The sequence below is a fragment of the Methyloradius palustris genome (assembly GCF_019703875.1).
In the GTDB taxonomy this organism is placed as follows: Bacteria; Pseudomonadota; Gammaproteobacteria; order Burkholderiales; family Methylophilaceae; genus Methyloradius; species Methyloradius palustris.
Genome location: NZ_AP024110.1, coordinates 2,277,423 through 2,302,239, shown reverse-complemented (window position 1 = coordinate 2,302,239; position 24,817 = coordinate 2,277,423). Strand labels below are relative to the sequence as shown.

25 protein-coding genes and 1 pseudogene are annotated in these 24,817 nt (G+C 46.9%); 18 read left to right on the top strand and 8 right to left on the bottom strand.

Annotated elements, in window-relative coordinates:
- Window positions 1–68: 68 nt before the first annotated feature.
- The 5 genes from secA to ZMTM_RS11010 all read left to right on the top strand — a co-directional run bounded on the left by secA (window position 69) and on the right by ZMTM_RS11010 (window position 6,169).
- Window positions 69–2,795 (top strand): preprotein translocase subunit SecA, encoded by a 2,727-nt coding sequence (gene secA / locus ZMTM_RS11030; protein WP_221763894.1) that lies wholly within the window; start codon window positions 69–71, stop codon window positions 2,793–2,795.
- Window positions 2,796–3,095: 300 nt separating this feature from the next.
- The gene (locus ZMTM_RS11025) at window positions 3,096–3,875 is read left to right on the top strand and encodes a hypothetical protein (RefSeq protein WP_221763893.1); all 780 of its coding nucleotides are present in this window, start codon (window positions 3,096–3,098) and stop codon (window positions 3,873–3,875) included.
- A 193-nt stretch (window positions 3,876–4,068) separates the two neighbouring features.
- Window positions 4,069–5,571 (top strand): ammonium transporter, encoded by a 1,503-nt coding sequence (locus tag ZMTM_RS11020; RefSeq protein ID WP_221763892.1) that lies wholly within the window; start codon window positions 4,069–4,071, stop codon window positions 5,569–5,571.
- 2 nt (window positions 5,572–5,573) lie between these two features.
- Window positions 5,574–5,933: a hypothetical protein gene (locus ZMTM_RS11015; RefSeq protein WP_221763891.1), complete on the top strand. Its 360-nt coding sequence runs from the start codon at window positions 5,574–5,576 to the stop codon at window positions 5,931–5,933.
- Between the two features lie 59 nt (window positions 5,934–5,992).
- Entirely contained in the window at window positions 5,993–6,169 is a 177-nt protein-coding gene (locus ZMTM_RS11010) for a DUF1289 domain-containing protein (RefSeq protein WP_221763890.1), read from the top strand.
- A 20-nt stretch (window positions 6,170–6,189) separates the two neighbouring features.
- Here the strand turns inward: ZMTM_RS11010 and ZMTM_RS11005 are convergent, their stop codons facing one another.
- A complete protein-coding gene (locus ZMTM_RS11005) occupies window positions 6,190–8,559 on the bottom strand; it encodes a GspE/PulE family protein (RefSeq protein ID WP_221763889.1) in 2,370 nt (789 codons plus the stop codon).
- A gap of 193 nt (window positions 8,560–8,752) precedes the next feature.
- On the opposite strand from ZMTM_RS11005, the gene argJ reads away from it, so the two are divergent.
- The 4 genes from argJ (at window position 8,753) to ZMTM_RS10985 (ending at window position 12,396) form a co-directional block, all read left to right on the top strand.
- The gene (gene argJ, locus ZMTM_RS11000) at window positions 8,753–9,988 is read left to right on the top strand and encodes a bifunctional glutamate N-acetyltransferase/amino-acid acetyltransferase ArgJ (protein WP_221763888.1); all 1,236 of its coding nucleotides are present in this window, start codon (window positions 8,753–8,755) and stop codon (window positions 9,986–9,988) included.
- A 62-nt stretch (window positions 9,989–10,050) separates the two neighbouring features.
- On the top strand, window positions 10,051–10,977 hold the full coding sequence (locus tag ZMTM_RS10995; RefSeq protein ID WP_221763887.1) for an ATP-binding protein: 927 nt from the start codon (window positions 10,051–10,053) through the stop codon (window positions 10,975–10,977).
- Window positions 10,974–11,927 carry a Nudix family hydrolase gene (locus tag ZMTM_RS10990; RefSeq protein ID WP_221763886.1) on the top strand — a complete coding sequence of 318 codons (954 nt, stop codon included), beginning with the start codon at window positions 10,974–10,976 and terminating at the stop codon, window positions 11,925–11,927. The genes ZMTM_RS10995 and ZMTM_RS10990 overlap by 4 nt, the downstream gene beginning before the upstream one ends.
- Complete coding sequence (locus ZMTM_RS10985; RefSeq protein WP_221763885.1) at window positions 11,920–12,396, top strand: hypothetical protein; 477 nt, start codon at window positions 11,920–11,922, stop codon at window positions 12,394–12,396. Before ZMTM_RS10990 ends, ZMTM_RS10985 begins: the two co-directional genes overlap by 8 nt.
- Here the strand turns inward: ZMTM_RS10985 and ZMTM_RS10980 are convergent.
- The 5 genes and pseudogenes from ZMTM_RS10980 to ZMTM_RS10960 all read right to left on the bottom strand — a co-directional run bounded on the left by ZMTM_RS10980 (window position 12,353) and on the right by ZMTM_RS10960 (window position 15,404).
- Complete coding sequence (locus ZMTM_RS10980) at window positions 12,353–12,835, bottom strand: copper chaperone PCu(A)C (protein WP_225907022.1); 483 nt, start codon at window positions 12,833–12,835, stop codon at window positions 12,353–12,355. The genes ZMTM_RS10985 and ZMTM_RS10980 overlap by 44 nt on opposite strands.
- Window positions 12,836–12,876: 41 nt before the next feature.
- Window positions 12,877–13,077, bottom strand: a complete 201-nt coding sequence (locus ZMTM_RS10975) for a DNA gyrase inhibitor YacG (RefSeq protein ID WP_221763884.1) — start codon at window positions 13,075–13,077, stop codon at window positions 12,877–12,879.
- Between the two features lie 26 nt (window positions 13,078–13,103).
- The gene (gene zapD, locus ZMTM_RS10970) at window positions 13,104–13,862 is read right to left on the bottom strand and encodes a cell division protein ZapD (RefSeq protein WP_221763883.1); all 759 of its coding nucleotides are present in this window, start codon (window positions 13,860–13,862) and stop codon (window positions 13,104–13,106) included.
- A 47-nt stretch (window positions 13,863–13,909) separates the two neighbouring features.
- Entirely contained in the window at window positions 13,910–14,518 is a 609-nt protein-coding gene (coaE, locus tag ZMTM_RS10965) for a dephospho-CoA kinase (RefSeq protein WP_221763882.1), read from the bottom strand.
- 3 nt (window positions 14,519–14,521) lie between these two features.
- Window positions 14,522–15,404: pseudogene (locus tag ZMTM_RS10960) on the bottom strand (prepilin peptidase).
- Between the two features lie 131 nt (window positions 15,405–15,535).
- On the opposite strand from ZMTM_RS10960, the gene ZMTM_RS10955 reads away from it, so the two are divergent.
- Complete coding sequence (locus ZMTM_RS10955) at window positions 15,536–15,883, top strand: hypothetical protein (protein ID WP_404804710.1); 348 nt, start codon at window positions 15,536–15,538, stop codon at window positions 15,881–15,883.
- Window positions 15,884–15,889: 6 nt separating this feature from the next.
- On the opposite strand, the gene ZMTM_RS10950 is transcribed toward ZMTM_RS10955, so the two are convergent.
- Window positions 15,890–16,819 (bottom strand): polyprenyl synthetase family protein, encoded by a 930-nt coding sequence (locus ZMTM_RS10950; protein WP_221765698.1) that lies wholly within the window; start codon window positions 16,817–16,819, stop codon window positions 15,890–15,892.
- Window positions 16,820–17,120: 301 nt separating this feature from the next.
- Between ZMTM_RS10950 and rplU the strand changes: the two genes are divergently transcribed.
- From rplU to ZMTM_RS10920, 6 genes are all read left to right on the top strand, one after another.
- Entirely contained in the window at window positions 17,121–17,489 is a 369-nt protein-coding gene (gene rplU / locus ZMTM_RS10945) for a 50S ribosomal protein L21 (RefSeq protein WP_221763881.1), read from the top strand.
- Between the two features lie 32 nt (window positions 17,490–17,521).
- On the top strand, window positions 17,522–17,779 hold the full coding sequence (rpmA, locus tag ZMTM_RS10940; protein WP_221763880.1) for a 50S ribosomal protein L27: 258 nt from the start codon (window positions 17,522–17,524) through the stop codon (window positions 17,777–17,779).
- Window positions 17,780–17,891: 112 nt separating this feature from the next.
- Entirely contained in the window at window positions 17,892–18,953 is a 1,062-nt protein-coding gene (cgtA, locus tag ZMTM_RS10935; protein ID WP_221763879.1) for an Obg family GTPase CgtA, read from the top strand.
- Window positions 18,934–20,052, top strand: a complete 1,119-nt coding sequence (gene proB / locus ZMTM_RS10930; RefSeq protein WP_221763878.1) for a glutamate 5-kinase — start codon at window positions 18,934–18,936, stop codon at window positions 20,050–20,052. The genes cgtA and proB overlap by 20 nt, the downstream gene beginning before the upstream one ends.
- 56 nt (window positions 20,053–20,108) lie before the next feature.
- Window positions 20,109–20,621, top strand: a complete 513-nt coding sequence (gene purE / locus ZMTM_RS10925) for a 5-(carboxyamino)imidazole ribonucleotide mutase (RefSeq protein ID WP_221763877.1) — start codon at window positions 20,109–20,111, stop codon at window positions 20,619–20,621.
- The gene (locus tag ZMTM_RS10920; protein ID WP_221763876.1) at window positions 20,618–21,760 is read left to right on the top strand and encodes a 5-(carboxyamino)imidazole ribonucleotide synthase; all 1,143 of its coding nucleotides are present in this window, start codon (window positions 20,618–20,620) and stop codon (window positions 21,758–21,760) included. Before purE ends, ZMTM_RS10920 begins: the two co-directional genes overlap by 4 nt.
- A 76-nt stretch (window positions 21,761–21,836) precedes the next feature.
- Here ZMTM_RS10920 and rpsT read toward each other — a convergent pair whose 3' ends face one another.
- Window positions 21,837–22,103 carry a 30S ribosomal protein S20 gene (rpsT, locus tag ZMTM_RS10915; protein ID WP_221763875.1) on the bottom strand — a complete coding sequence of 89 codons (267 nt, stop codon included), beginning with the start codon at window positions 22,101–22,103 and terminating at the stop codon, window positions 21,837–21,839.
- 196 nt (window positions 22,104–22,299) lie between these two features.
- On the opposite strand from rpsT, the gene murJ reads away from it, so the two are divergent.
- Complete coding sequence (gene murJ / locus ZMTM_RS10910; RefSeq protein WP_221763874.1) at window positions 22,300–23,856, top strand: murein biosynthesis integral membrane protein MurJ; 1,557 nt, start codon at window positions 22,300–22,302, stop codon at window positions 23,854–23,856.
- 2 nt (window positions 23,857–23,858) lie between these two features.
- Window positions 23,859–24,797, top strand: a complete 939-nt coding sequence (locus ZMTM_RS10905; protein WP_221763873.1) for a bifunctional riboflavin kinase/FAD synthetase — start codon at window positions 23,859–23,861, stop codon at window positions 24,795–24,797.
- Window positions 24,798–24,817 lie beyond the last annotated feature (20 nt).

Sequence of the window (24,817 nt, the reverse complement as noted above, 5' to 3'; positions counted from 1 at the left end):
CATATTCCCTACATTTTTCCAAGTTAACCTAGAGGTTTCCGCATTGCGCGGAAAGTCGGTGTTCTTTCATGTTATTCACGTTCTTCAAAAAACTATTCGGCAGTCGTAACGATAGACTGGTCAAACAATACGCACAAAACGTACAAGCCATTAACGATCTTGAGCCCGCGATGCAAGCGCTCAGCGATGAGCAGTTACGTGCTAAAACTGAAGAATTCAAGCAACGCTATCTGGCGGGCGAAACATTAGATCAGCTGTTATCTGAGGCTTTTGCTGTTGTACGCGAGGGCAGTCGCCGTATATTGGAAATGCGCCATTTTGACGTGCAGTTGATTGGCGGCATGGTATTGCATGCGGGCAAGATTTCTGAAATGCGTACGGGTGAAGGTAAAACCTTGGTCGCAACGCTGCCTGCCTATTTGAATGCGATCTCAGGTAAAGGCGTGCATGTGGTCACGGTTAATGATTACTTGGCAAAGCGTGATGCTGAGTGGATGGCGCGTCTTTATAACTTTCTTGGTCTAACTGTCGGCATCAATCTTTCACAGATGCAGCATGACCAAAAACAGCAAGCGTATGCGGCTGATATTACTTACGGTACTAATAACGAATTTGGTTTTGATTATCTGCGCGACAACATGGTCTATACCGCAGAAGAGCGTGTTCAGCGCAGTTTGAACTACGCCCTGATTGATGAAGTTGACTCAATCTTGATCGATGAAGCCCGTACGCCGCTGATTATTTCAGGGCAAGCCGATGACAGCATTGATTTGTACACGCAGATTAACGTGGTTGCAGCCAAACTAGTGGCACAAAAAGAAGAAGAAGGCGAAGGCGATTTCTGGGTAGATGAAAAAGCCCAGCAAGTAATCCTTTCAGAAGCTGGTCATGAACATGCCGAACAATTGTTGGCCGATGCGGGGCTGCTGGTTGAAGGCGCAAGCTTGTACGATGCTGCCAGCATTACGCTGATTCATCACCTTTATGCTTCGCTGCGTGCTCGTTCATTATTCCATCGTGACCAGAACTATGTAGTGCGTGATGGCGAAATTGTGATTGTGGATGAATTCACTGGCCGTATGATGACTGGTCGCCGCTGGTCAGATGGTTTGCATCAGGCTGTAGAAGCAAAAGAAGGTGTAGCGATTCAAAAAGAAAACCAGACCCTCGCCTCTATTACCTTCCAGAATTACTTCCGTATGTACGAAAAATTGTCGGGCATGACAGGTACAGCCGATACGGAAGCTTACGAATTCAACCAGATTTATAACCTCGAAACAGTTGTTGTTCCTACCCATCGAGGCATGCAGCGCAAAGACCAGATGGACAAGGTTTATCGTACCGCGCAAGAAAAATATCAAGCGGTGATTGAGGATATTAAAGATTGCCAGAAACGTGGTCAGCCAGTGTTAGTTGGTACCACTTCAATTGAAAACTCAGAATTGATTGCGGCGCTGTTGACCAAAGCTGGTCTGGAGCATCAAGTTCTTAACGCTAAACAGCATGAGCGCGAAGCGCATATCATCGTGCAGGCTGGCCGTCCTAGCATGATTACGATTGCTACCAATATGGCAGGCCGTGGTACTGATATTGTGCTGGGCGGTAATCCTGAGCCTGATATCGCGCTGGTACGTGCGAACGATGCTTTGTCTGATGCTGAAAAAGAAGCGCAGATCGCAACCATTAAATCAGAGTGGCAACATCGACATGACGCAGTCTTGGCTTCAGGCGGCTTGCATATCATCGGTACTGAACGCCATGAATCCCGTCGTGTAGATAACCAACTGCGTGGCCGTTCAGGCCGTCAGGGCGACCCTGGTTCTAGTCGTTTTTATCTCTCGTTGGAAGATCAGCTTCTGCGTATTTTTGCTTCTGACCGTGTTTCAGCCATTATGGAACGCCTAAAAATGCCAGAGGGTGAGGCGATTGAGCATCCTTGGGTCACACGTGCGATTGAAAATGCGCAGCGCAAGGTTGAAGGCCGCAACTTTGATATCCGCAAACAGTTATTAGAATACGATGATGTGTCGAATGATCAGCGTAAAGTGATTTATCAGCAGCGCAATGAGTTGCTTGAAGCTGTAGATGTTGGCGAAACGATTACGGCCATGCGTAGCGATGTCATTAATGACGTGATTTCAACGTATATTCCGCCTGGTAGTGTTGAAGAGCAGTGGGACGTACCTGCATTAGAGCGGGCACTGCAATCAGAGTTTGGTTTGGTACTGCAATTGCAGAAAATGCTGGACGACAACCCAGATTTGCACGAAGAAACCTTGCGTGAGCATGTGCAATCAGCGGCGGAAGAAGCTTATCAGGCCAAAGAACTGCGTGCTGGTGCAAATGTCATGCGTCAGTTTGAGCGTGCTGTGATGCTGCAAGCTATTGATAATCATTGGCGTGAGCATTTGGCTGCGCTGGATCATTTGCGACAAGGTATTCATCTGAGGTCATATGCGCAAAAGAACCCAAAACAAGAATACAAGCGCGAAGCCTTTGAGCTGTTTGCTACCTTGCTCAACACAGTGAAAAGTGAAGTGACACAGGTCACCATGCTGGTACAAGTGAACAATGAAGCGGATGTTGAGGCTGTTGAAAAACCAGTAGAGCTGGAGAATGTGCAATACCAGCATGCTGGCTATGAAGAGGCTGCTCAGGCGGAAATTGATGAGTCAGCAATGCCAGATATTTCTGCACAGCCAGTGACTCGTGAAACACCTAAAGTAGGGCGCAATGACCCTTGCCCATGTGGTTCTGGTAAAAAATATAAACAATGTCACGGGGCTTTATCTTAAATTTTTATGTTGGGTCCTGAGTTTTGAGGCTCAAAGCTAAATCTAAGTAAAAAGACGTATATGCAAAAAAGGCCTAATCGCGTAAGCGATCTAGGCTTTTTTCATGGGCAGAAAATTTTTTGGCACATGTTTTGCGTATGCGTCATACGAGTGTAAACAAGTTCTGCTAGCTAAGATTTTTGGTGGTTTAATAGCCTTTAACTTTGCTAGGCTTTGTATTGGTCGGCGTTAAGTGCACCAGATATGAGCTATCGCTCTTTTATAGAGCAAGCATAAATTGAATATCCAGAATTTATTATATTGAGCGAGTTAGTCACATCCATGCAAACTAAAGAGGTAAACCCAGAAACATTACGCCAGCGTAGAGCCGTTTATCATGGCCTCTGTAGTGTGCTGACGGAAGCCGAAGCATTTGCTGCGCTTGCGATTTGGGATGAGAACGCCAGTCAATCCAAATCAGTCTTTAGTGGTTTAAATGTGTATGTCAGAGATGTATGTACGCAGTTTGGGAAAATAGAAGCGCAACGTGAGTTGAGCCAGGCTATTAATCGTGCGCTCATTGCAAAGTCGGGTGACTTGACCCCATTACCTGAATCGGCACCAACAGCTACGCCAATCACCGCTCAATCGGAAGCCAGCGAAATATTAGAATCATTGAGTAAGCCCGCTCCTGTGGCTGCTGCGCCTGTCACACCTGCAGCGAACTATGGCGACACCGCCACTATTACGCCTGAATTCCAGACGTTTCAAGTATTGCTACTGGCAGTGCTGGAGCATGTAGATAAGCAGAGCGCAACGACTGGTCTTGAATGTCGTGACTTTATTCGAGAAGTTGTCAGCCATTTGCCTTGGTCAGAAGCGCAGCAACAACAACTAATCAACTTGGTTGATACAGGAAGCACAGTGCAAACCAGGTCATATCGCGCAGGACAATTGAAGACGATGTTTGGCCATTTGAAAGCTTGGCTGGATGATAATATTGGCAAGCCTGCAAGTGCGCTTGCGATTGAGCAAGCGCTAGCGACAGCGGCTAAATCATCGTATGCCAGTGACTACGCGCCAAAATTGTTCGTGAAATAGTTAAGCAATGATGGTTGGTATGTGACTTGCTAGTTAACTAAACTGATAAGCTAAATTAATTGAAGGTTGCACTTGCGAAGTTACAATAATAATCAGGTGATGTTACTGTTAAAGTTTGGCTGCATGTATCAAGCTAAGTAGAAAAAATCAGTTTCTGCTTAAACTAAAATAATTGAAACATACGGGGTAATTTATGAATGTAAATGGGTTTAAAAAGTGGATTTCATTCGCGCTAATCTTGAATGGGCTGGTATTGACATCGGGATATGCAATTGCAGATACGCCACCCCCAGCCGCTAAAGAGCAGACTGCGGCACCAGCCGCTGATGCAGCCCCCGACGCAACCGCAACGCCACCTGCCGAAACTGAAGCCCCTGCCCCAGTGGCGGCTGAAACAGCAGCACCTACTCCTGCGCCAGCAGTCGCCGAAGCACCTGCTTCTGGTGAAGCTTCTACCACTGAGCCTTCAATGGTAGGCACTGACAAAATCAGTGCTGGTGATACTGCATGGATGTTGTCTTCTACAGCCTTAGTGTTGCTGATGACGATTCCTGGTCTAGCGTTATTTTATGGCGGTATGGTACGCAAGAGAAACGTACTTTCTACCGTTTTACAGAGTTTTGCTGTGTGCTGCATTGTTACCGTGCTATGGGTGGTGATTGGTTACAGCCTTGCATTTACGCCTAACAATTTGTATATCGGTAGCCTGGACCGTTTGTTGTTACATGGTCTTGCTTACGTGAAAGAGACTAGCCAACTGACTGTTAGCCATATTGCTCCAACGATTCCAGAATCAGTGTTTGTCATGTTCCAGATGACCTTTGCGATTATTACGCCAGCGTTGATTACAGGCGCATTCGCTGAACGTATCAAATTCTCTGCCATGGTGATCTTTATGTCATTCTGGACTATCCTGATTTACGCACCAATCGCACATTGGGTATGGGAGCCAGCAGGTTTGCTTGCCAGCCAAGGTGTGCTTGATTTCGCAGGTGGTACAGTCGTTCACATCAACGCAGGTATTGCTGGCCTGATGTGCGCTTACGTATTGGGCCCACGTCGCGGTTATGGTAAAGAACCGTTCCCTCCATATAACTTGGTATACACCCTGATCGGCGCTTCATTGCTGTGGGTGGGCTGGTTCGGGTTCAATGCAGGTTCTGCAGTAGCTTCTGATGGTCGTGCAGGTATGGCAATGCTGGTGACACAAGTCGCTACCGCAACGGCAGTATTAACCTGGATGATGATCGAATGGGTTAGAAAATCACGCGTTACCTTGTTGGGTGCATGCTCTGGTGCTGTTGCTGGCCTGGTAGCGATTACGCCAGCATCAGGTTTCGTTGATACTGAAGGTGCACTTATCATTGGTGTAGCTGCTGGTTTATTTTGCTACTGGGGTGCAACTGCGCTTAAACGTATTCTTGGCGCAGATGATGCCTTGGATGTGTTTGGTATCCACGGTGTAGGCGGTATTGTTGGTGCGTTACTGACAGGCGTACTTGCCAGCAAATCAATCTGTAATTGTGAGGGTAGCCTGATATCGCAATCTATAGGCGTGCTGGTCACGCTGGTGTATAGCGGTATTGGTAGCTTGATCATCCTGAAAATCATTGATTGGACGATCGGACTGCGCGTTAATCCAGAAGACGAACAGGATGGTCTTGATATTTCGCAACATGCTGAAAGGCTAGCCTAATAATGAGTGACTCTGACAAAACTGCTGTCGCTGCACATCTTTATGTCACCATGCGACGCGTCGCAAACCGGGTGATTGACGTTGAGTGGATGAGCAAAAACGAAGAATATGCAAAAGCGATTCTGAGTTTAGCGCGGCAGCAGGGCGCAGAGGATTTAACCCATTATGCTGATTTGTACGAGGGGTTGATGTTTGGTGGCGGTGGCACAGCTGCTACAGCAGTCGCTGCTGCGCCTGTAGCTGTAACCCCTAAACCAATGGCACCAGAGCCTCCGCCAAAACCTCGATATGAAGAGCCCACGGACGATGATGACGGCGGTGGTTCTCCACCTCCTAGTCGTTATGTTGGTAGTCTACGTTAATATTTAAAGCGGTATGGCTAACTAGCTTATTCAGATAACTACAGATTAAGAATTTAACAATGCAAGAAATACAATCGCCATGCATTGGCATTTGCGCAATGAATGAAGTCAGTGGTTTATGCGAAGGCTGTTATCGCAATATTGAAGAAATTGCGCAATGGTGGGATATGACGAATGCCCAACGTAGCGATGTGATGACTAAACTATCAGAGCGTGAGCAATCACTCTTTGATTAGAGTAGCAACAATAACTATCACTACTTAATACACACCGCTCTCACCTGTTTCATATCTGTAATGCCCTGAAGCACTTTCTCAATGCCATCTTGTTTCAAGGTACGCATGCCATCTTCCAGTGCCGTAGCAAACATTTCAGCAACCCGGGCATGTTCCTGAATATTTTTCTTCACTGCATCTGTGCCTTCCATCAGCTCATGCAAGCCTACACGGCCTTTATAGCCAGTATTGCTACACTTGTCGCAGCCTGTTGCTTTATATAACGTGAATTGCCCCTTTTCGTTAGCAAAGTTTTTTTGCCAGGTTTGGTAAATCGCTTTGAAACTACCCTCAGGGTCTTTTTTCCAGCTCATCGTGTTCTGTAGCTCAACACAGTATTCAGTCAGCATGGCTTTGAGTTCATCTGCCGCTGGTGTATAGGGTTTTTTGCATTCACATAGACGTTTACCAAGCCGCTGAGCCAGAATGCCGAGCAACGCGTCGGCAAAGTTGAACGGATCCATCCCCATATCCAGCAAGCGAACAATGGATTCTGGCGCACTATTGGTATGCAGCGTGGCAAATACCAAATGGCCTGTGAGTGAGGCTTCGATGCCCGTCGCGACTGTTTCTTTGTCGCGCATTTCACCTACCATGATTACATCTGGGTCAGCGCGCAAAAAGGCTTTCATGACCATGGCAAAATCCAGCCCAGCTTTTTTGTTAACTTGTACCTGACGCAGACCTTTTTGCGTAATTTCAACAGGGTCTTCAGCGGTCCAGATTTTAGTTTCTGGCGTATTGATATGACCAAGCGCAGAGTGCAGTGTAGTTGTTTTGCCAGAGCCTGTAGGGCCGCAGACGAAGAATAGGCCATAAGGTTTGGCAACCAGTTCTTTAAGTTTGGCATTGTTATGTGCCGAAAGGCCAAGTTTATCCAACGGTATCGGCTTGCCTGCCGCCAATATGCGCATGACGATGTCTTCAATACCGCCTGCCGTTGGAATGGTTGCGACGCGCAGCTCTATATCCAGCGGGCCAAAGCGTTTGAATTTTATTTTCCCATCTTGCGGTCTACGTTTTTCGGAAATATCAAGGTCACACATGATTTTAATGCGTGCTACCAATGCGTTACGGTAGCTTGGCGGTACTTCAATATAATTGACCAATGTGCCGTCTTTACGAAAGCGGATTTCAGTTTTTCCCTTTTCAGGGTAGGGCTCAATATGGATATCCGAAGCCCCTTGATTGTAAGCATCAATAATGATTTTATTGACCAACTGCACCAACTCATTATCGCTGGCAGCTGACATATCCTCGCCGCTACTGCCATAGCCTGCGTCATCATCTTCATCCATTGTGGATAAAATATCGCCGATATTGCCGGTCATGCCGCTAGCGCTATAGAACTGGTTTACAGTGAGTTTGAAGTCACGCAATAAACATGTGCGGTAGCTAATTTTGTTATGTTTAGGGAATATATTGCTCACAATATGCGAGCTTTTGATGCGCTCTGGATCTGCGGTCAGAATGACCAAACCATCTTCTTTAGTATCATCTATCGGTAACCAGCCATTGGCTTCAACGTACTCTCGCTTGAGCGGTTTCAATAAATCCATGGGCTTCATGCGGTCGTGTTTGAAGGGTTCAACAGAAACGCCAAAGAACGCAGAGATAGATTTACTGATGTCTGCTGGTTTTACCTCAAACTCTTCAATGAGCACGTCTTCGAGATCAAGTCCTTTTTTTCTGGCTGAGCGTTGCGCAAGCTCTAACTCTCCATTTGAAATAATGCCTTGCGATACGAGTAGATCATATTTTATTTTTACTAGGTTCGTGGTCTGCTGACGTTGCGTCATGGCAATTGCCAGGGTTTTAGCCAACTCGATTGCGCCTTCTTCGGCAACACTTTGGAAAGGCAATCCTGTAAGTGAGTTGATCACTTGTACGACACCTAACAGAGTATTGTTTTGTGCATCTAAAATAGGAAACACCAGCATTTGCTTGGTACGGAAGCCTGTTTTTTTATCGACTTCTTTTAAAAAACGAATTTCTGGGCTGATTTTTGCAAGCTCTTGCTCGTCGTATACATCAGCGATATTCACAGTTGTACTATTTACTGCCACATAGCCTGCGATACTTTGCGCATTGATTGGTAATTTGAGTTCTTTGAACTCATTGAGACCAGTTTTTACTTTGGACACAATCGCCGTATTGTCAGCGCTGATCACATAAAGAGTGAGCCGTTCTGCCTCGAACAAGGCGCGTATATCTTCGCTGACCTCAATGATGATTTCATCAATATTGCGCGTGGCGTGGATTTTATTAGTGACCGCTTGCAGTTTCTTGGTAAAGGCTAGCTTATTGCCCATTTCGGCCAAGCTTTTGGCCTCTTTGTCTGGAGTGTTCATTAGCTACCTTAATGGTTGCGGATTTAGCGCTTGTGGTGACATAAGCGTCTGTTATTCAAGAAATTTTATATAGCCAAAACAGTACCACAGCATGCCCTAATGTCAACCTTTCACATTCAGTAGCCATATGAATGCGGTGATGAAGAATGAATGGGGTAAAATCTTATCTTTGTTCGTTTGTTGAGAGCCCATTATGCCTGTGAATTTATCAGCCCCAGAAGCACAGCAACTGCATCCAGTGAAAGGCTTGGCGCTTGGTATTGCTGAAGCACATATCAAGAAACCTAATCGCAAAGACCTGCTGGTAATCAAGCTAAGCCCAGGCACAAAAGTCGCGGGCGTCTTTACCAAAAACCGTTTTTGCGCAGCGCCTGTTATTTTATGCAAAGAACATCTTGCCCAATCGCCAGCCAGGCAAGAAATTACTGCACTAGTCGTGAATACTGGCAATGCCAATGCTGGGACGGGCGAAGAGGGTTTGCATCGTGCCAAGCAAACTTGTGTTGCTTTAGCTGAATTGCTGGATTGTGAAGTGGGAGCCATTTTGCCATTCTCAACAGGTGTGATACTTGAGCCTTTACCAGTGGATCGCATATTAGCTGGCTTGCCGCAAGCTGTGGCTGATTTGCGTGAAGATAACTGGTTGCGTGCGGCAGAAGCTATCATGACCACAGACATTGTGGCTAAAGGCGTATCAAAGCAGATTTTTCTGGGCGGCCAAACGATCACGATTACGGGTATCGCCAAAGGCTCTGGCATGATTCACCCAAATATGGCAACCATGCTGGGCTATATTGCGACCGATGCTGCCATCAGCCAAGCTACGCTTGATGACATTATCCAGTATGCAGTGAATCGTTCATTTAATTGCATCACGGTCGATGGCGACACTTCGACCAATGACTCGCTCATCATCATGGCGACAGGTCAATCAGGCCTCGCTGAAATTACCACAGACAACACCGATTATGCGGTCATCAGGCAAGCCATTACCGAAGTGGCAATACAGCTTGCCCAAGCCATTGTGCGTGATGGTGAAGGCGCGACTAAATTTATGACTGTCAAAGTTGAGGCCGGCCGAGATGAAGCCGAATGCAGGAAAGTTGCATACGCCATTTCACATTCGCCATTGATTAAAACCGCATTTTTTGCCTCAGATCCGAATCTGGGCCGAATCTTGGCTGCAATCGGTTATGCAGGGATTGATGATCTGGATGTGAATACGCTGCAGCTTTATCTGGGGGATGTGCTGGTTGCCGAACACGGTGGACGTGCCATTAGCTATGAAGAAGCACAGGGCGTAGCGGTAATGAAAGAGCCAGAAATCACGGTGCGCGTAGTACTTAATCGCGGTAGTGCTGAAGCCACTGTGTGGACGTGTGATTTTTCATATGATTACGTCAAAATCAATGCTGACTATCGTTCTTAAGCATCGCACTTAATAAGCCGTCTTGATGTTCGTTGCAAAAATAATGGTGGGTAGTTCTAAAAATGAAAAAATTTGAACAATTAATTAGTCGCGCTGAATCTCTCATTGCACGCCTAGATGCTTTGTTGCCGCCTTCACCAGTTGAGACAGATTGGTCTGCTACTGCATGGCGCTGGGTGAATAGTGGCCAGGCAAACAATGCCCGACATGGCTATCTGCAAGCGGTGCCGCATCCGCACATGATTCAGTTGGACGATATTTGCAATATAGACGAACAAAAAGCTGAAATTGTTCGCAACACTGAACAATTTGTAAACGGATTGCCCGCTAATAATGTGCTATTAACGGGCGCACGTGGCACGGGTAAATCTTCACTGGTCAAAGCAGTGCTTGGTAAATTCGCTAAGGACGGCCTGCGTTTGGTCGAAGTAGATAAGCAGGATTTGGTGGCACTTGCAGAGATTGTGTCTCAGCTAAGAAATCGTCCAGAGCACTTTATTATATTTTGTGATGACCTGTCTTTTGAGGCAAATGACCCAGGCTATAAATCCCTGAAAGTTGTATTAGATGGCTCCATTTCTGCTACCTCCGATAACGTGCTGGTGTATGCGACTTCTAATCGTCGCCACCTGATGCCCGAATTCATGTCTGAAAATCTTGAGACGCAGTACGTGGGTGAGGAAATCCGCCCAGGCGATACCACGGAAGAAAAGGTTTCGCTCTCCGAACGTTTTGGCCTCTGGCTTTCATTTTATGCGTTTGACCAAGATGAATATCTGCGCGTGGCAGAGCAATGGCTCAAGCATTATGGCATCAAGAAGATGACGGATGAAATCCGCCAGTCCGCACTTTCATTCTCGCATACGCGCGGCGCACGTAGCGGCCGTGTGGCTTACCAGTTTGCGCGTGACTATGCAGGCCGTACTGGATTAGCCAAAAAGCTGAATAAGAAAACAGCTACTAAAACAGCAAAGAAACAAACGACTTGAGTACACGGCAAACGGTAGACGCCGCCGTAGGAGTTTTGCGGCGAGCAGATGGGCAGGTGTTGCTGGCGCAACGTCCAGAAGGTAAGCCGTGGGCTGGCTGGTGGGAGTTTCCAGGCGGCAAGATCGAACAAGGGGAAAGTGCGTTAGCTGCATTGAAGCGCGAATTGCAAGAAGAGCTAGGGATTGAAGTCTTAGCAGCCTATCCATGGCTTACCCGAAGTTTTGATTATCCCGAGCGCCAGGTAAATCTGCATTTTTTTATGGTACGTGATTGGTCGGGTGAGCCACAAGGTTGCGAGGGGCAGATATTGTCATGGCAATATCCTTACGGCCTTAATGTCAGCCCCATGTTACCTGCTAATGCACCTATCCTGAGTGCGCTTTGTTTGCCCGATGTGTATGCGATTACCAATATGCAAGAGCTTGGTGAGGCAGTCTTTTTTGAACGCCTGCAAACCGCACTTGATAAGGAGTTGCGAATGATACAGGTGCGCGAAAAACAGCTATCTGAAGCAGCGCTAAGAACGTTTGCCAGCAAAGTGATTGCGCTGGCAAAACCTTATGGCGCTAAAGTGTTACTGAATTCAGATGTTGAGTTAGCGCAGGCATTAGAGGCGGATGGCGTGCAGATCAATAGCCATCAGTTGATGCAAATGCAGACTAAGCCAGAGGGCATGATTTTTGGCGCTTCATGCCACAATGAGCTGGAATTGGCGCACGCGAAGCAACTTGGATTGGATTTTGTGCTGCTATCTCCAGTATTAGCAACGCAAAGCCATCCTGATGCTGATACTCTGGGTTGGGCATCTTTTAGCAATTATCTCGTTGATTATCCTTTGCCAGTCTATGCCCTTGGCGGCATGCAGCAGGAACATTTATTGACTGCATGGCAACATGGTGCGCATGGTATTGCAATGCAGCGTGCTGCTTGGATATCAGGCAATGACTAATCGACTGAAGTGGGTAGTTAAAGCTGCGGCCTGCTGCTTACTCATTTTTGCACTAGTCGCAGTTTATTATGTGCAATCACAATATTCTCGGGCTGCATTCAACGATGTGCCGATTGAGCATGTGACCTGTGATGATTTAGTACGTGGTTGTGATGTTGATGACGTACACATTAGGTTTGATCGCCAACCACAGGTCATGCAACCATTCCATTTGTACTTACAAACCGTTGATGCGCAGGGTGTCTCTGCTAGTTTTGCGATGGTAGGGATGCAGATGGGCTTGAATCGCTATCGATTTCTACAGCAATCTCCAGAAAATTGGATTGCAGAAATCATCTTGCCGATTTGTGTGCAATCTCGAAGTGATTGGCTGGTTGATATTGAGATCACAAAGCCGCACGCAACCAAGCGTTATCAGCTTTCATTTACATCGAGTGGTGGTCAGGCTCGGTTACGCCAGCCTGAATAGGCGCTTGAATATTTACGCTACTTAGCTTGCCCGCATTGTCTTTAAACTGCAAAGTCAGCGCCAATTGCCCGCCCACTTTTAATGGCTTTTTCAACCCCATTAACATCAGGTGCATGCCACCAGGCGCAAGGTTGACCATCTTACCCGCAGGTATGGCGAGTGATTCGAGTTCGCGCATTTTCATCACGCCATTGTCCATGGTCATGCTATGAATCTGCGTATGTTCTGCGGCATCTGTGGTGATGTTGACTAAGGTAATGTCTTTTTTGCTAACGATCATCAGATAAGCCGCCCCGACATCTTGCCCTGGTGCTGTGGCACGAGCCCATGCTTGATGTACGTTAATAGAGGGGTCGTTCTGCTCGGCAGCCATTGAAACCGTCGCTGAGAATGCCATGGCTGCGATTGTTATAACTACGGATTGCATCAAGTTTTTCATGGTTGTTAGCCTTTGCTTTAACTTATTGAGCGGTCATTAAACTAATCCAGCATATCTAAGTCGCCAGGTTTAATTGGCTCTGCGATGGTATAGCTTTCTGTCGCCCACTGCCCCAAATCAATCAGTTTGCAGCGTTCTGAGCAAAATGGCCGATAAGTATTTTCTGGGCTGAACACTGAAGGGCCGCTACATTGTGGGCAGGTAACGATACGTTGTTTAGCGAGTTTTAATTGGGATTGCATGATGGATATAAGACTTAAAGGTTTAATCAGAGATTGCACAATGTGAGCGTAAATTTAACGTCCACATCGCATTGTTTCGGTCGTTCGGTGAAATCTAGTTTGTTGAAGCGAATATTAATCGCATATTTGTTAGCGCTGACTTCAGGGAAACATTTGTCATCATCGCTCAACTCAACTCTCAACATCTGCGCTGGTTTTGTGCCACCCAGCATTTGCTGATAAGCCCCGTTAAAGGCTACTAGGTTAGTAGTGACACCGCTACCTCTTAAAATCTGCAAGATAATCCGCAGGCCATCACAAATAGGTAGCAGGGGTTTCAGCCAAATATCAAAGTCGTCCTTGCGCCTATCCGCATCAAGCCCTAGCCAGAAGTGGTAAGACGGTAAATCAAATTCACATACGCCACCTGGAATACCTGCGCGTTGCTTGATACTCATCAGCCATTCGTTATCGCGCAATGTTTGCCCAAGCTTGATGGCGTTACTGCGCAATGCTAATGAAGTCGTCTCAATTTCACTGATGACGTTGCGCAACACATTTTCTGCAATCGAAGGGTTACCGAGTAGCCCATTCATCACTATTTTTTGGCGGTCTAATTCTTGTAACAAGTCTGCCTTGAGTTCGGCGCGATCAATCACATCCAGTATCTGGAATATAGATAGCAGGGCACAGTGATGGTTGAATTCATGGCCAGCTTCAACGTTGAACAAGACTTTTGAGAATAAGTCTTCAAGGCGCAGTAGCGTCCTGATACGTTCGTTGAAGGGGTAGTCGTAGCTTGGCACGTGCGGGCGCTTACTTTGCTTGTTGATATAGCACTAGATTATGGGATTTATTCACTATCCACGCAAGCTTGCATATATTTTTCATGCTTTTCTTTGACCTTTTCTGCGAGCTCTTCAAAAGTGCCCGTATTGTCGATGATATCGTTTGCCAACGCGCGTCGATAACTACGTGAAGCCTGTGATGCAATAATCGAGCGTACAGTCGATTCAGTCATACCGCTACGTTGCATGGTACGGCTGATTTGCTGAGCCTCTTCGCAATCTACCAGCAATGTACGTTTGACGACGCCGCTGTAGCGATTGGTCTCAAAAAACAGTGGAATCGCCAAGACTTGATAAGGCGCGTCGCGATGTTTATCAAGTTCCTGTAAGGCTTTTTCGTGAATTACAGGGTGCAATATGGATTCTAATTTTTTGCGATCTGCATCAACAGCAAAAATACGTTCGCGCATGGCAGGGCGATTAAGTGCGCCATCGGCAGTCACAAAGTCTCTACCAAAAGCGTCTGCTATTTTGGTCATGACTGGGTGGCCTGCGGTGGTGAGTTGTCGCGAAATCACATCCACATCGACAATAGGTATGCCCAAAGAGGCAAATATTTTTGCGGCTTCACTTTTACCAGCACCAATACCACCAGTTAATGCAATGACATACATGACTCAACCTCCTAAATATAATCTTGCGAGCTGTGGCCCAAAGAACAGAGCGGCAATACCGCCAAGGGCCAAATAGGGCCCAAACGGAATCGGCACATTGCGCCCATGTTTGGCCAATAAAATCATACCGATGCCGATGATTGACCCCGCGATTGATGAAAGCAGGCAGTAATTGCCAGCCAAACCACGCGCCAATCGCGGCCAGCAATTTGAAGTCACCATAGCCCATGCCTTCTTTGCCTGTGACTAGCTTGAATAGCCAATATACCGACCATAGGCTGAGGTAACCAGCTGCTGCGCCGACAATCGAAGAGTGAATATCGGTAAAGCCACCATTCAAGTTAAACAGAATGCCAATCCATAGCAATGGTAGCGTAATGCTGTCTGGCAAAAGAAATGTGTCTAAGTCAATAAAGCTTAATGCGATTAAAGCAAAACAGAATATCCAGGCTGCGAATGCGGCACTTGAGTAACCAAATTTCCAGCTGACTAATCCTATTAATACCCCTGTGAATAATTCAACCAGTGGGTAACGAATGCTGATGGGAGCTTTGCATCCGCTACATTTGGCTTTTAGAAACAAAAAACTGAGGATCGGGATGTTTTCAAGTGCGGTAATTTTATGGCCACAGCTGGGGCATGCGGAGCGCGGTACTACCAAATTGAATTTAGGACTTACTGTTGGCTCAGTTGCGGATGATTGATTCTCTTGGCCTTGTAACTCGGCGCAATTGCGCTGCCATTCAAGCTCCATCATGCGTGGCAAACGATAAATGACAACATTCAAAAAACTGCCAACCATGAGTCCGAAAGTGACCGAAAAAATAATGAATAGAGTCGGCATTTCTTTGAACAGCTCGACAAGGTCAACAATAAAATCTGGCATTTTTTCTCAATTCATTAAACTTTTGTCATCATCGCACCGATATATAAGTATGGCAATAAAGTATGCCGCTTGAATTATGCAAAACAGGCACCAATTAAAGCTGTGACAAACCTTTGAAAGGATAGCAAGTGATTAACAGCGAAAATCTTCATGCAGACGCGATCCAGATTAGCCAGCAACAATCTTGGGATACGCCAGTGGTTTGCCGAGTTGAGGTGGATTTACCTGCATGGATGTCTCAATTGACAGGCCGTGATGATTGGCAGGTCTACGATGAGCAGGAAGATGATGCCTATATGACCTTTGCCATGCGTCAGGGTCGTCAAAATGCGGAAGTCACTTTGTACCACACTGGCTATGCTGTGGTGGATGTAGATGGACGCGCAATATTTGAAGGCGCACTGACCACAGCAACCAGTGAATGTGCTCACCTCAGCTACTATCGCGCTGACAGCGGCGAGCTTATTACGCTGAATTAATTAGCGTCAAGAGTTTCGCTGTACTGCGAAGCTGGCTAAATCAATCAGCGCTTGATGAAACTCCGAGTGAGGCAGATGCGCAATTGCTGCGCAACCAATCTCAGCCTCATTTTGAGCAACTTTTCTTACGTGTTCCAAAGCCCCTGTTTCATGGACAGCTTGCATCACAGCGTCTAGCTGTTCAAGGCCGCCATGCTCAATCGCGTTACGAATGACAGCGCGCTCTGCTTCGGTACCTTGGCGCATTGCATATAGTAAGGGCAGTGTCGGTTTACCTTCCGCTAGATCATCACCAAGATTCTTGCCGATTTCTGTTGAGTCGCCACTGAAATCCAGCACGTCATCAATCAGCTGAAATGCAGTGCCTAAACGCATGCCGTACTCTGCAAGTGCTTGCTCATCTTGCTCTGTGGCATTGCAGATAATTGCGCCGAGTCGAGTGGCTGCTTCAAACAGTTTGGCCGTTTTGTAGTGGATCACTTTGAGATAAGCTTCATCAGTGACATCGGCATCATGCACATTGAGCAGTTGCAATACTTCACCTTCGGCAATGATGTTGGTGGCTTCTGCCAACACTTCCATCACGCGCATATTTTGCACACTGACCATCATCTGAAAAGCACGTGAATAGATGAAATCTCCCACCAATACGCTCGCAGCATTCCCAAACAGGGTATTTGCGGTAGCACGTCCACGGCGTTTTGAAGACTCATCAACAACGTCATCATGCAACAAGGTCGCGGTGTGGATGAACTCAACCACTGCAGCTAGTGAATGATGTTGGGGATTTATTTTGCCGAAGACACCTGCAGATAGCAGCACGAGTGCGGGTCTTAAACGCTTGCCACCGCTATGTATAATGTAATTGGCCACTTGATTAACAAGTGCCACATCAGAATGAAGGGAGGCGCGAATGACCGCATCAACCGCTTCCATGTCTGCGGCAATACAGGCTTGATTAAAAGCTGAGGACACAAAAATCTACCAGAAGAAATTGCAATAATTTTAACATAGAGCAACAGGCAAGGCTTGTACTCATCATGATCTAGTCATCATTATATATAGCCTTAATTGCCGGCTTGTTAAGCATCGATTTTGCCCATATCTCGCTTAAGGCGGCACGGGGTCTGGGATATGCATTGATTATGTTAGAAAATCCGCATATTTTGGTTTGCTTAGAATTGAATTATCCGTATAATGCTTGATTCATTTGAATGTGTAGCGAACGAGGCTGAACATGTACGCAGTAATTAAAACGGGCGGTAAGCAATACCGCGTAACCTCTGGCTTAAAGCTTAAGGTTGAAAAATTAATCGGTGAAGTTGGTAGCAGCGTTACCCTTGACCAAGTATTGATGCTGGCTGATGGCGATAATGTCACCATTGGTGCACCTCTGATTGCTGGCGCAACTGTGCAAGCAACCGTGGTTTCGCATGGTCGTGGCGATAAAGTGATGATCTTTAAGTTCCGTCGCCGTAAGCACTATCGTAAAACCCAAGGTCATCGTCAGTCTTATACTGAAATCCAAATTGGTGAACTTGGTGCTAGCACAGCAGCTAAGCCAGCCAAAGCCGCTAAGGCAGCAAAAACAGAAGCAACTGCTTAATTAAAGCAGATTGACTAAATAAAGGACTCGAAATGGCACACAAAAAAGCAGGCGGTAGCTCCCGCAACGGTCGCGATTCACACTCACAACGTTTAGGTGTTAAAGCGTTTGGTGAGCAAGTGATTTCAGCTGGCAGCATCATTGTTCGTCAACGTGGTACCCGTATGCATGCAGGCGAAAACGTCGGTATGGGTAAAGACCACACCTTGTTTGCAAAAGTAGATGGTAAAGTAGCTTTCACGGTTAAAGGTGCTTTGCGCCGTAAACTGGTTAATATCATCCCATCTTAAGTAAGCGATCAAGTTATCAAAAAGCCCTATCTGTTTGGTAGGGCTTTTTTGTTTCACAGGGTGCGTTTTAGAATATGCACTCAAAAATAAAGACAGGCTCAAGTGATTCATTATGAAATTCATAGACGAAGCCACCATTAAAGTTTACGCCGGCGATGGCGGCAACGGCGTTGCTACGTTTCGCCGCGAGAAATATGAGCCTATGGGTGGGCCAAACGGCGGCGATGGTGGCCGTGGCGGCTCTATCATCGTTGAGGCCGACCGCAATATCAATACGCTGGTAGATTATCGTTACAGCCGTGTATTTCGTGCGCAGCGTGGCGAAAATGGTCGCGGATCTGATCGCTATGGCGCGGGTGGCGAAGATATGTTGTTGCGTGTGCCAGTTGGCACCGTTATTAGTGACAAAGCCAGTGAGCAAATGCTGGTGGATTTATCTGAGCACGGTCAACGAGTCATGATAGCCAAAGGTGGCAATGGCGGCCTCGGTAATATCCACTTCAAATCCAGTATCAACCGATCACCACGTCAATGTACCAAAGGTGACCCAGGCGAAGAGTTTGAGCTTTACCTTGAACTCAAGGTGCTTGCCGATGTTGGCTTGCTTGGCATGCCTAACGCTGGTAAATCAACTTTCATTCGTTCAGTTTCTGCCGCCAAACCTAAAGTAGCGGATTATCCATTCACGACTTTGCATCCTAATCTGGGCGTAGTCCGTGTGGATACCAACCGCAGTTTTGTGATTGCCGATATTCCAGGCTTGATTGAAGGCGCCGCTGAAGGTGCTGGGCTTGGGCATCAATTCCTGCGTCACTTGGCACGCACAAGTTTGCTGCTTCATCTAGTTGATCTTGCGCCATTTGATGAGAGCATTGATCCAGTTAAAGAGGCACGTGCGATTATCGAAGAGCTTAGAAAATATGATGAAGACCTTTATACCAAGCCACGCTGGCTAGTGCTGAATAAGGTCGATATGCTTGCTGATGTTTCAGATAAGGTGAAAGCGTTCGTTAAAGAATTTGGCTGGGAAGGACGTGTGTTTGCGATTTCTGCAATCAGCGGAATCGGCTGTAAAGAGCTGACTTACGCGATTATGGAACACCTCGAGCAAACAAGAGATGCAGAATTAGATACCCAAACTTCAGGGCAACAAGATGACGTCGCTGCTGGTTGATGCCAATTATCTGGTCGTAAAAGTAGGCTCCAGCCTCGTTACCAATAATGGCGAAGGCCTGGATCAAAAAGCGATTGCGGCCTGGGCTGACCAAATTGCACGTATCGTTAAACAGGGCAAACACGTGGTGCTGGTTTCAAGCGGCGCCGTGGCAGAAGGCATGCAGCGTTTGGGTTGGAAAAAACGCCCAACCTTAGTGAATGAGTTGCAGGCTGCTGCTGCTGTTGGGCAAATGGGTTTGGTGCAAATGTACGAAAGCTGCTTTAGCTTGCATGGCATGCACACCGCCCAAATTCTTTTAACGCACGAAGACCTGGCAGACCGTAAGCGCTATCTCAATGCACGTAGTACCTTACGCACCTTATTGGATTTGGGTGTGATCCCGATTATCAATGAGAACGACACGGTGGCTACCGAAGAAATCCGTTTCGGCGATAACGATACATTAGGCTCGCTAGTAGCTAATCTTATTGATGCCGATGCGCTAGTGATCCTGACAGATCAGCCTGGTCTATATTCTGCTGATCCACGTAAACATGCAGATGCCAGATTTATCCAGCAAGGCATGGCTGGTGATATAGAGCTTGAAAAAATGGCAGGCGGTGCTGGCAGTGCAGTAGGTACTGGCGGCATGCTCACTAAAATACTGGCAGCCAAGCGTGCTGCTCGCAGTGGTGCTCATACCGTGATTGCTTCTGGCCGTGAACATGATGTGTTGATACGTTTAGCAAATGGTGAATTGATAGGTACGCATTTGCGTGCAGGCCAAATCAAGACACTCGCCAAGAAACAATGGTTGGCAGATCATTTGCGCTTATCTGGTAGAGTTGTGTTAGACGATGGAGCAGTCAAGGCTTTGACGCAAGATGGTAAAAGTCTGTTGCCAATTGGCGTGGTTGCAATAGAGGGTAGTTTTGAGCGTGGCGAAGTAGTGGCTTGTGTCGATGCACAAGGCCATGAAATAGCCCGTGGATTAGTCAACTATACTTCGCTTGAAGCCTCACGGATATTAGGCCAACCATCCAGTGAAATAGAACGTATTCTTGGCTATATTGATGAAGCTGAGTTGATACACCGAGATAATTTGATTCTAATATAAGCCTGTACAAAGCCTAAGCAAGCACGCATAAATCTGGTTCTGAATTGGGAGCGACTATGTCACAACAAAAAACAAACAATCAGCCACAAGTGGCGATTATCATGGGGTCAGATAGCGACTGGCCTGTGATGCAAGCGGCTGCAAAAATGCTGGCTGATTTTGGCATTACCTACGAAGCCAAAGTGGTTTCGGCGCACCGTACCCCAGATTTAATGTTTGAGTTTGCTGAAAATGCCATCGACCAAGGGTTTAAAGTCATTATTGCTGGCGCTGGCGGCGCCGCGCATTTGCCAGGGATGGTTGCTGCAAAAACTACATTGCCTGTGCTGGGTGTGCCTGTTGCTTCAAAACATCTGCAAGGTCAAGACTCCCTACTGTCTATTGTGCAAATGCCCAAAGGTATTCCAGTTGCCACCTTTGCTATTGGTGAAGCTGGGGCAGCCAATGCTGGTTTATTCGCCGCTTCAATATTAGCGATTAGTGACGCTACACTAGCGGCAAAACTGGTCACATTCCGTAATACGCAAACTGAAAAAGTATTGAACATGACATTGACGGAGCAGCCTTGAGTTCTAATGCATTGATTCTCCCCCCGGCCATGCTGGGTATGCTCGGCGGCGGCCAGCTCGGCCGCTTTTTTGTGATTGCTGCCCACGAAATGGGCTATCGCGTTACCGTACTAGACCCTGATAAGAATAGCCCAGCAGGCAAAATTGCCGATGTGCATTTATGTGCGGATTATGCTGATCAAGCAGCGCTGGAAAAGATGGCGCAGACCTGTGCCGCAGTCACGACCGAATTCGAGAATGTGCCAGCTTCCACAATGGAGTATCTGGCGCAAGCAACTGTTGTAAGGCCAGCCGCGCAATCGGTCGCAATTGCTCAACACCGTGTGCTTGAAAAGAATTTCATCCGTGATGCTGGGCTGCCAGTGGCACCTTTTGTAGTGGTGAATCAGGTGAGCGATATTCCTGCAGATGATGATGCGATTTATCCCGCGATTCTTAAAGTGGCGCGTTTTGGCTACGATGGCAAAGGCCAAGCACGGGTCAAGTCACAGGCGGAAGCGGTCGCAGCATTTGCCAGTTTCAAGCAGGAAGTCTGTGTGCTAGAGAAAATGCTCTCGCTGGATTATGAAGTATCTGTGGTTCTGGCGCGTGATGCAGAAGGCAAAATTGCTCCCTTCCCTACCGCTGAAAATCAGCATCTGAACGGCATACTGGATGTCAGCATCGTCCCCGCTCGTGGTAGTGAGATTATTAAAAGCCGCGCCCAACAACTCGCCATTAAGTTGGCTGAAAAATTGGATTATGTTGGCGTGCTGGGCGTGGAATTCTTTGTCTGCGATGGTGAATTGCTGGTCAATGAAATGGCGCCAAGACCGCATAACTCGGGCCATTACACGATTGATGCCTGCATCACCAATCAGTTTGAGCAGCAAGTGCGCGTGCTTGCTGGCTTGCCACTTGGCGATGCAAGGCTGCATAGCCAGGCGGTGATGGTGAATATTCTGGGCGATGTCTGGAAAGATGGCGAACCTGAGTGGGATCAGCTATTTGCCAGAACTGCACTTAAGTTGCATCTATACGGTAAACATGAGCCTAGGCCCGGCCGTAAGATGGGTCACTTTACGGTAGTCACCGATAAAGCAGAGACTGCCCTTAGTCAGGCAATGACGGCTCGAGCAGTGCTTGGGATAGGTGTTTAGTTTTAGGAATTTTCCTGAATTAGGACAATAAAAAAGCCGAACATCAAGTTCGGCTTTTTTATTTCTGGTAGTTCTATTAAGCAGCTAATGCTTTGATAGAAGCACTCAGGCGGCTCTTATGACGAGCAGCTTTGTTCTTGTGAATAATCTGTTTATCCGCAATACGGTCGATCACGCTTACATTCTCATTGTAAGCAGCTTGGGCAGCGACTTTATCGCCAGCTTCAACAGCTTTAATGATCTTTTTAACAGCAGTGCGCAGGGCAGAGCGCAAGCTAGCGTTGTGAGCGCGTTGCTTTACTGCCTGACGGGCACGTTTTCTAGCTTGTGCGCTATTGGCCATGTTTTTTCCTAAATGAGTTATAAAATACGAAGCCGAGCATATTAGCGTTTTTTAGGATTGTTTGCAAGGTATCTATTAGAGCTTGTGTGACTGTCATGTTAAAATCAACAGTTGTTTAAAGCACTTAACCGAATCTAATCCCGCTTTGTTTTAAGCTAACCTTATAATTTTAAGACTCTCTTATGATGTGTGTTGAATGAATTTGCTAAAAGCATTAGCTGCTGTTGGCAGTATGACGTTTTTATCGCGTATTTTGGGCTTCGTGCGCGATACCCTGATTGCACGCATCTTCGGTGCTGGCGCTTATACTGACGCGTTCTTTGTCGCCTTTAAAATCCCCAATCTTTTACGTCGGATGTTTGCCGAAGGCGCGTTTTCACAAGCATTCGTGCCTGTTTTAGCGGAATATAAAAAAACACGCAGCACAGAGCAAACACATGACTTAATTAACCATGTAGCAACATTACTTGGTCTTGCGCTCATTGTCGTTACCATACTCGGCATGCTGGCAGCGCCTTGGGTGGTATATCTGAGTGCGCCAGGATTTGAGAAAGATGCCAATAAATTCGCGCTTACAGTCGATTTGTTGCGGATTACATTCCCTTATATTTTCTTCATTTCGCTGACTTCATTGGCTGGCGGTGTGCTGAATACCTATAGCAAATTCTCAGTGCCAGCATTTACGCCTGCTTGGCTCAATCTTAGTTTTATCGTCGCAGCCTTATTTTTTGGGCAATATTTTGATGAGCCGATCAAGGTGCTGGCTTGGGCGGTATTTGCTGGCGGCGTATTGCAGTTGGCGTTCCAGATACCGTTCCTCATGCAAATCGGGTTTATGCCGAGGTTCAGCCTGAATCTGCATGACGAAGGCGTTTGGCGCATACTCAAGCTAATGGGGCCTGCTATTTTTGGGGTTTCGATCTCCCAATTATCATTGTTGATTAACACGATTTTCGCCTCATTTCTGGTCACGGGTAGTGTTTCTTGGCTGTATTACGCCGATCGATTGATGGAGTTTCCGACGGGTATATTAGGGGTGGCATTGGGTACAGTGCTGTTGCCAAGCTTATCTAAATCGTTTGCCGATAAAGATGATAGCGAATACTCGCATCTCATGGATTGGGGCTTGCGTTTAACCTTTATGCTTGCCTTGCCAGCCAGTGTCGCTTTAGCCGTACTTTCAATGCCTTTGGTTGCTAGCCTGTTTAAATACGGGGCCTTTGTGGAGAAGGATGTGTTCATGACACAGTATGCTTTGGTTGCTTACAGCCTAGGCCTGCTAGGGCTAATCATGGTTAAAGTACTCGCCCCCGCATTTTATTCAAGGCAGAACATTAAAACCCCAGTGAAAATTGCCATTTTCACGTTGGCTGCTACTCAGCTCATGAATATCTTGTTTTACTATGCATTTAAGCAAGCGGAGTTGCCGATACATGCTGGTCTGGCACTGGCGATTGGTTTGGGCGCTTGCCTGAATGCTGGCTTGCTCTATTACCATCTGCGCCGCGCCAATATATATAAACCACAAGCTGGCTGGACCGTATTTCTGCTCAAGCTGCTAGTTGCCGTAAGCATAATGGCCGCCATATTGTTTTACGGAGCAGGCGCGAATGCGCTTTGGTTGAAATATGGCTTAGTAGAAAAACTGTCTAGGCTAACAGCGCTGGTTTCGCTGGGCGCGGTTGTTTACTTTGCTATGTTGTGGCTATTAGGCTTTCGCCTTAAAGACTTTACGCGGCGCACGGTGGCTTAGTTATGCAGGTACATCGTCATTTCCCTGAAGATATTTCAGGCCCAGCTAAAATTGCCCCAAGTGCATTGGCAATTGGCAATTTTGATGGCGTGCATCTTGGACATCAAGCTTTGCTTGCAAAGCTTGTGCATACTGCTCACGAGCAAAATCTGAAGTCTGTCGTCATGACTTTTGAGCCGCATCCGCGTGAATTCTTTACGCCAGAGCAAGCGCCTGCGCGTCTTACCTCGCTACGCGAAAAACTGGAGTTTTTTGCTGATGCAGGTGTAGAGCAGATCTATATCTGCCGCTTCAACCAGCGTTTTTCGGCGATAACTGCAGAATCATTCATGCAAGACATTCTTAAAACTGCGCTGAATGCAAAGGCAATATTGGTCGGTGATGACTTCAGGTTTGGCGCCAAGCGCCACGGCGGAATAGTCGATTTACGCGATGCGGGGTTTCACATCATCAGCGTGCCTGAAGTGAAGTTTTGTGATGTGCGTATTTCAAGTACAGGTATTCGCGATGCCTTGAAAGTGGGCGCTTTGCTACAAGCTAAATCATTCCTTGGCCGCAATTACAGCATCAGTGGCAAAGTCGTACATGGCGCCAAGCGTGGCCGACAATTGGGCTTCCCTACAGCCAATGTGCATATGCGGCACGAACGGCCTGCGCTAACGGGTGTGTATGCTGTAAAATTGACCGATGCGGCGCTGAATGTGCATGCTGGTGTGGCCAATATGGGCGTGCGCCCAACAGTGGCAGGTATTCCAAAGTTATCGCTTGAAGTTCACCTGTTTGATTTTGATGCTGATTTATATGGCCAGCACGTGCACGTGAGCTTTTTGCACAAAATACGTGATGAGAAGAAATTCCCTGACTTTGAAGCCTTAAAGGCACAAATTTCCCTGGATGCGCGAGTGGCTAGAGATTTTCATAATTCCGTCATTGCTGCCTGATGGCAATGACAACCATAGAA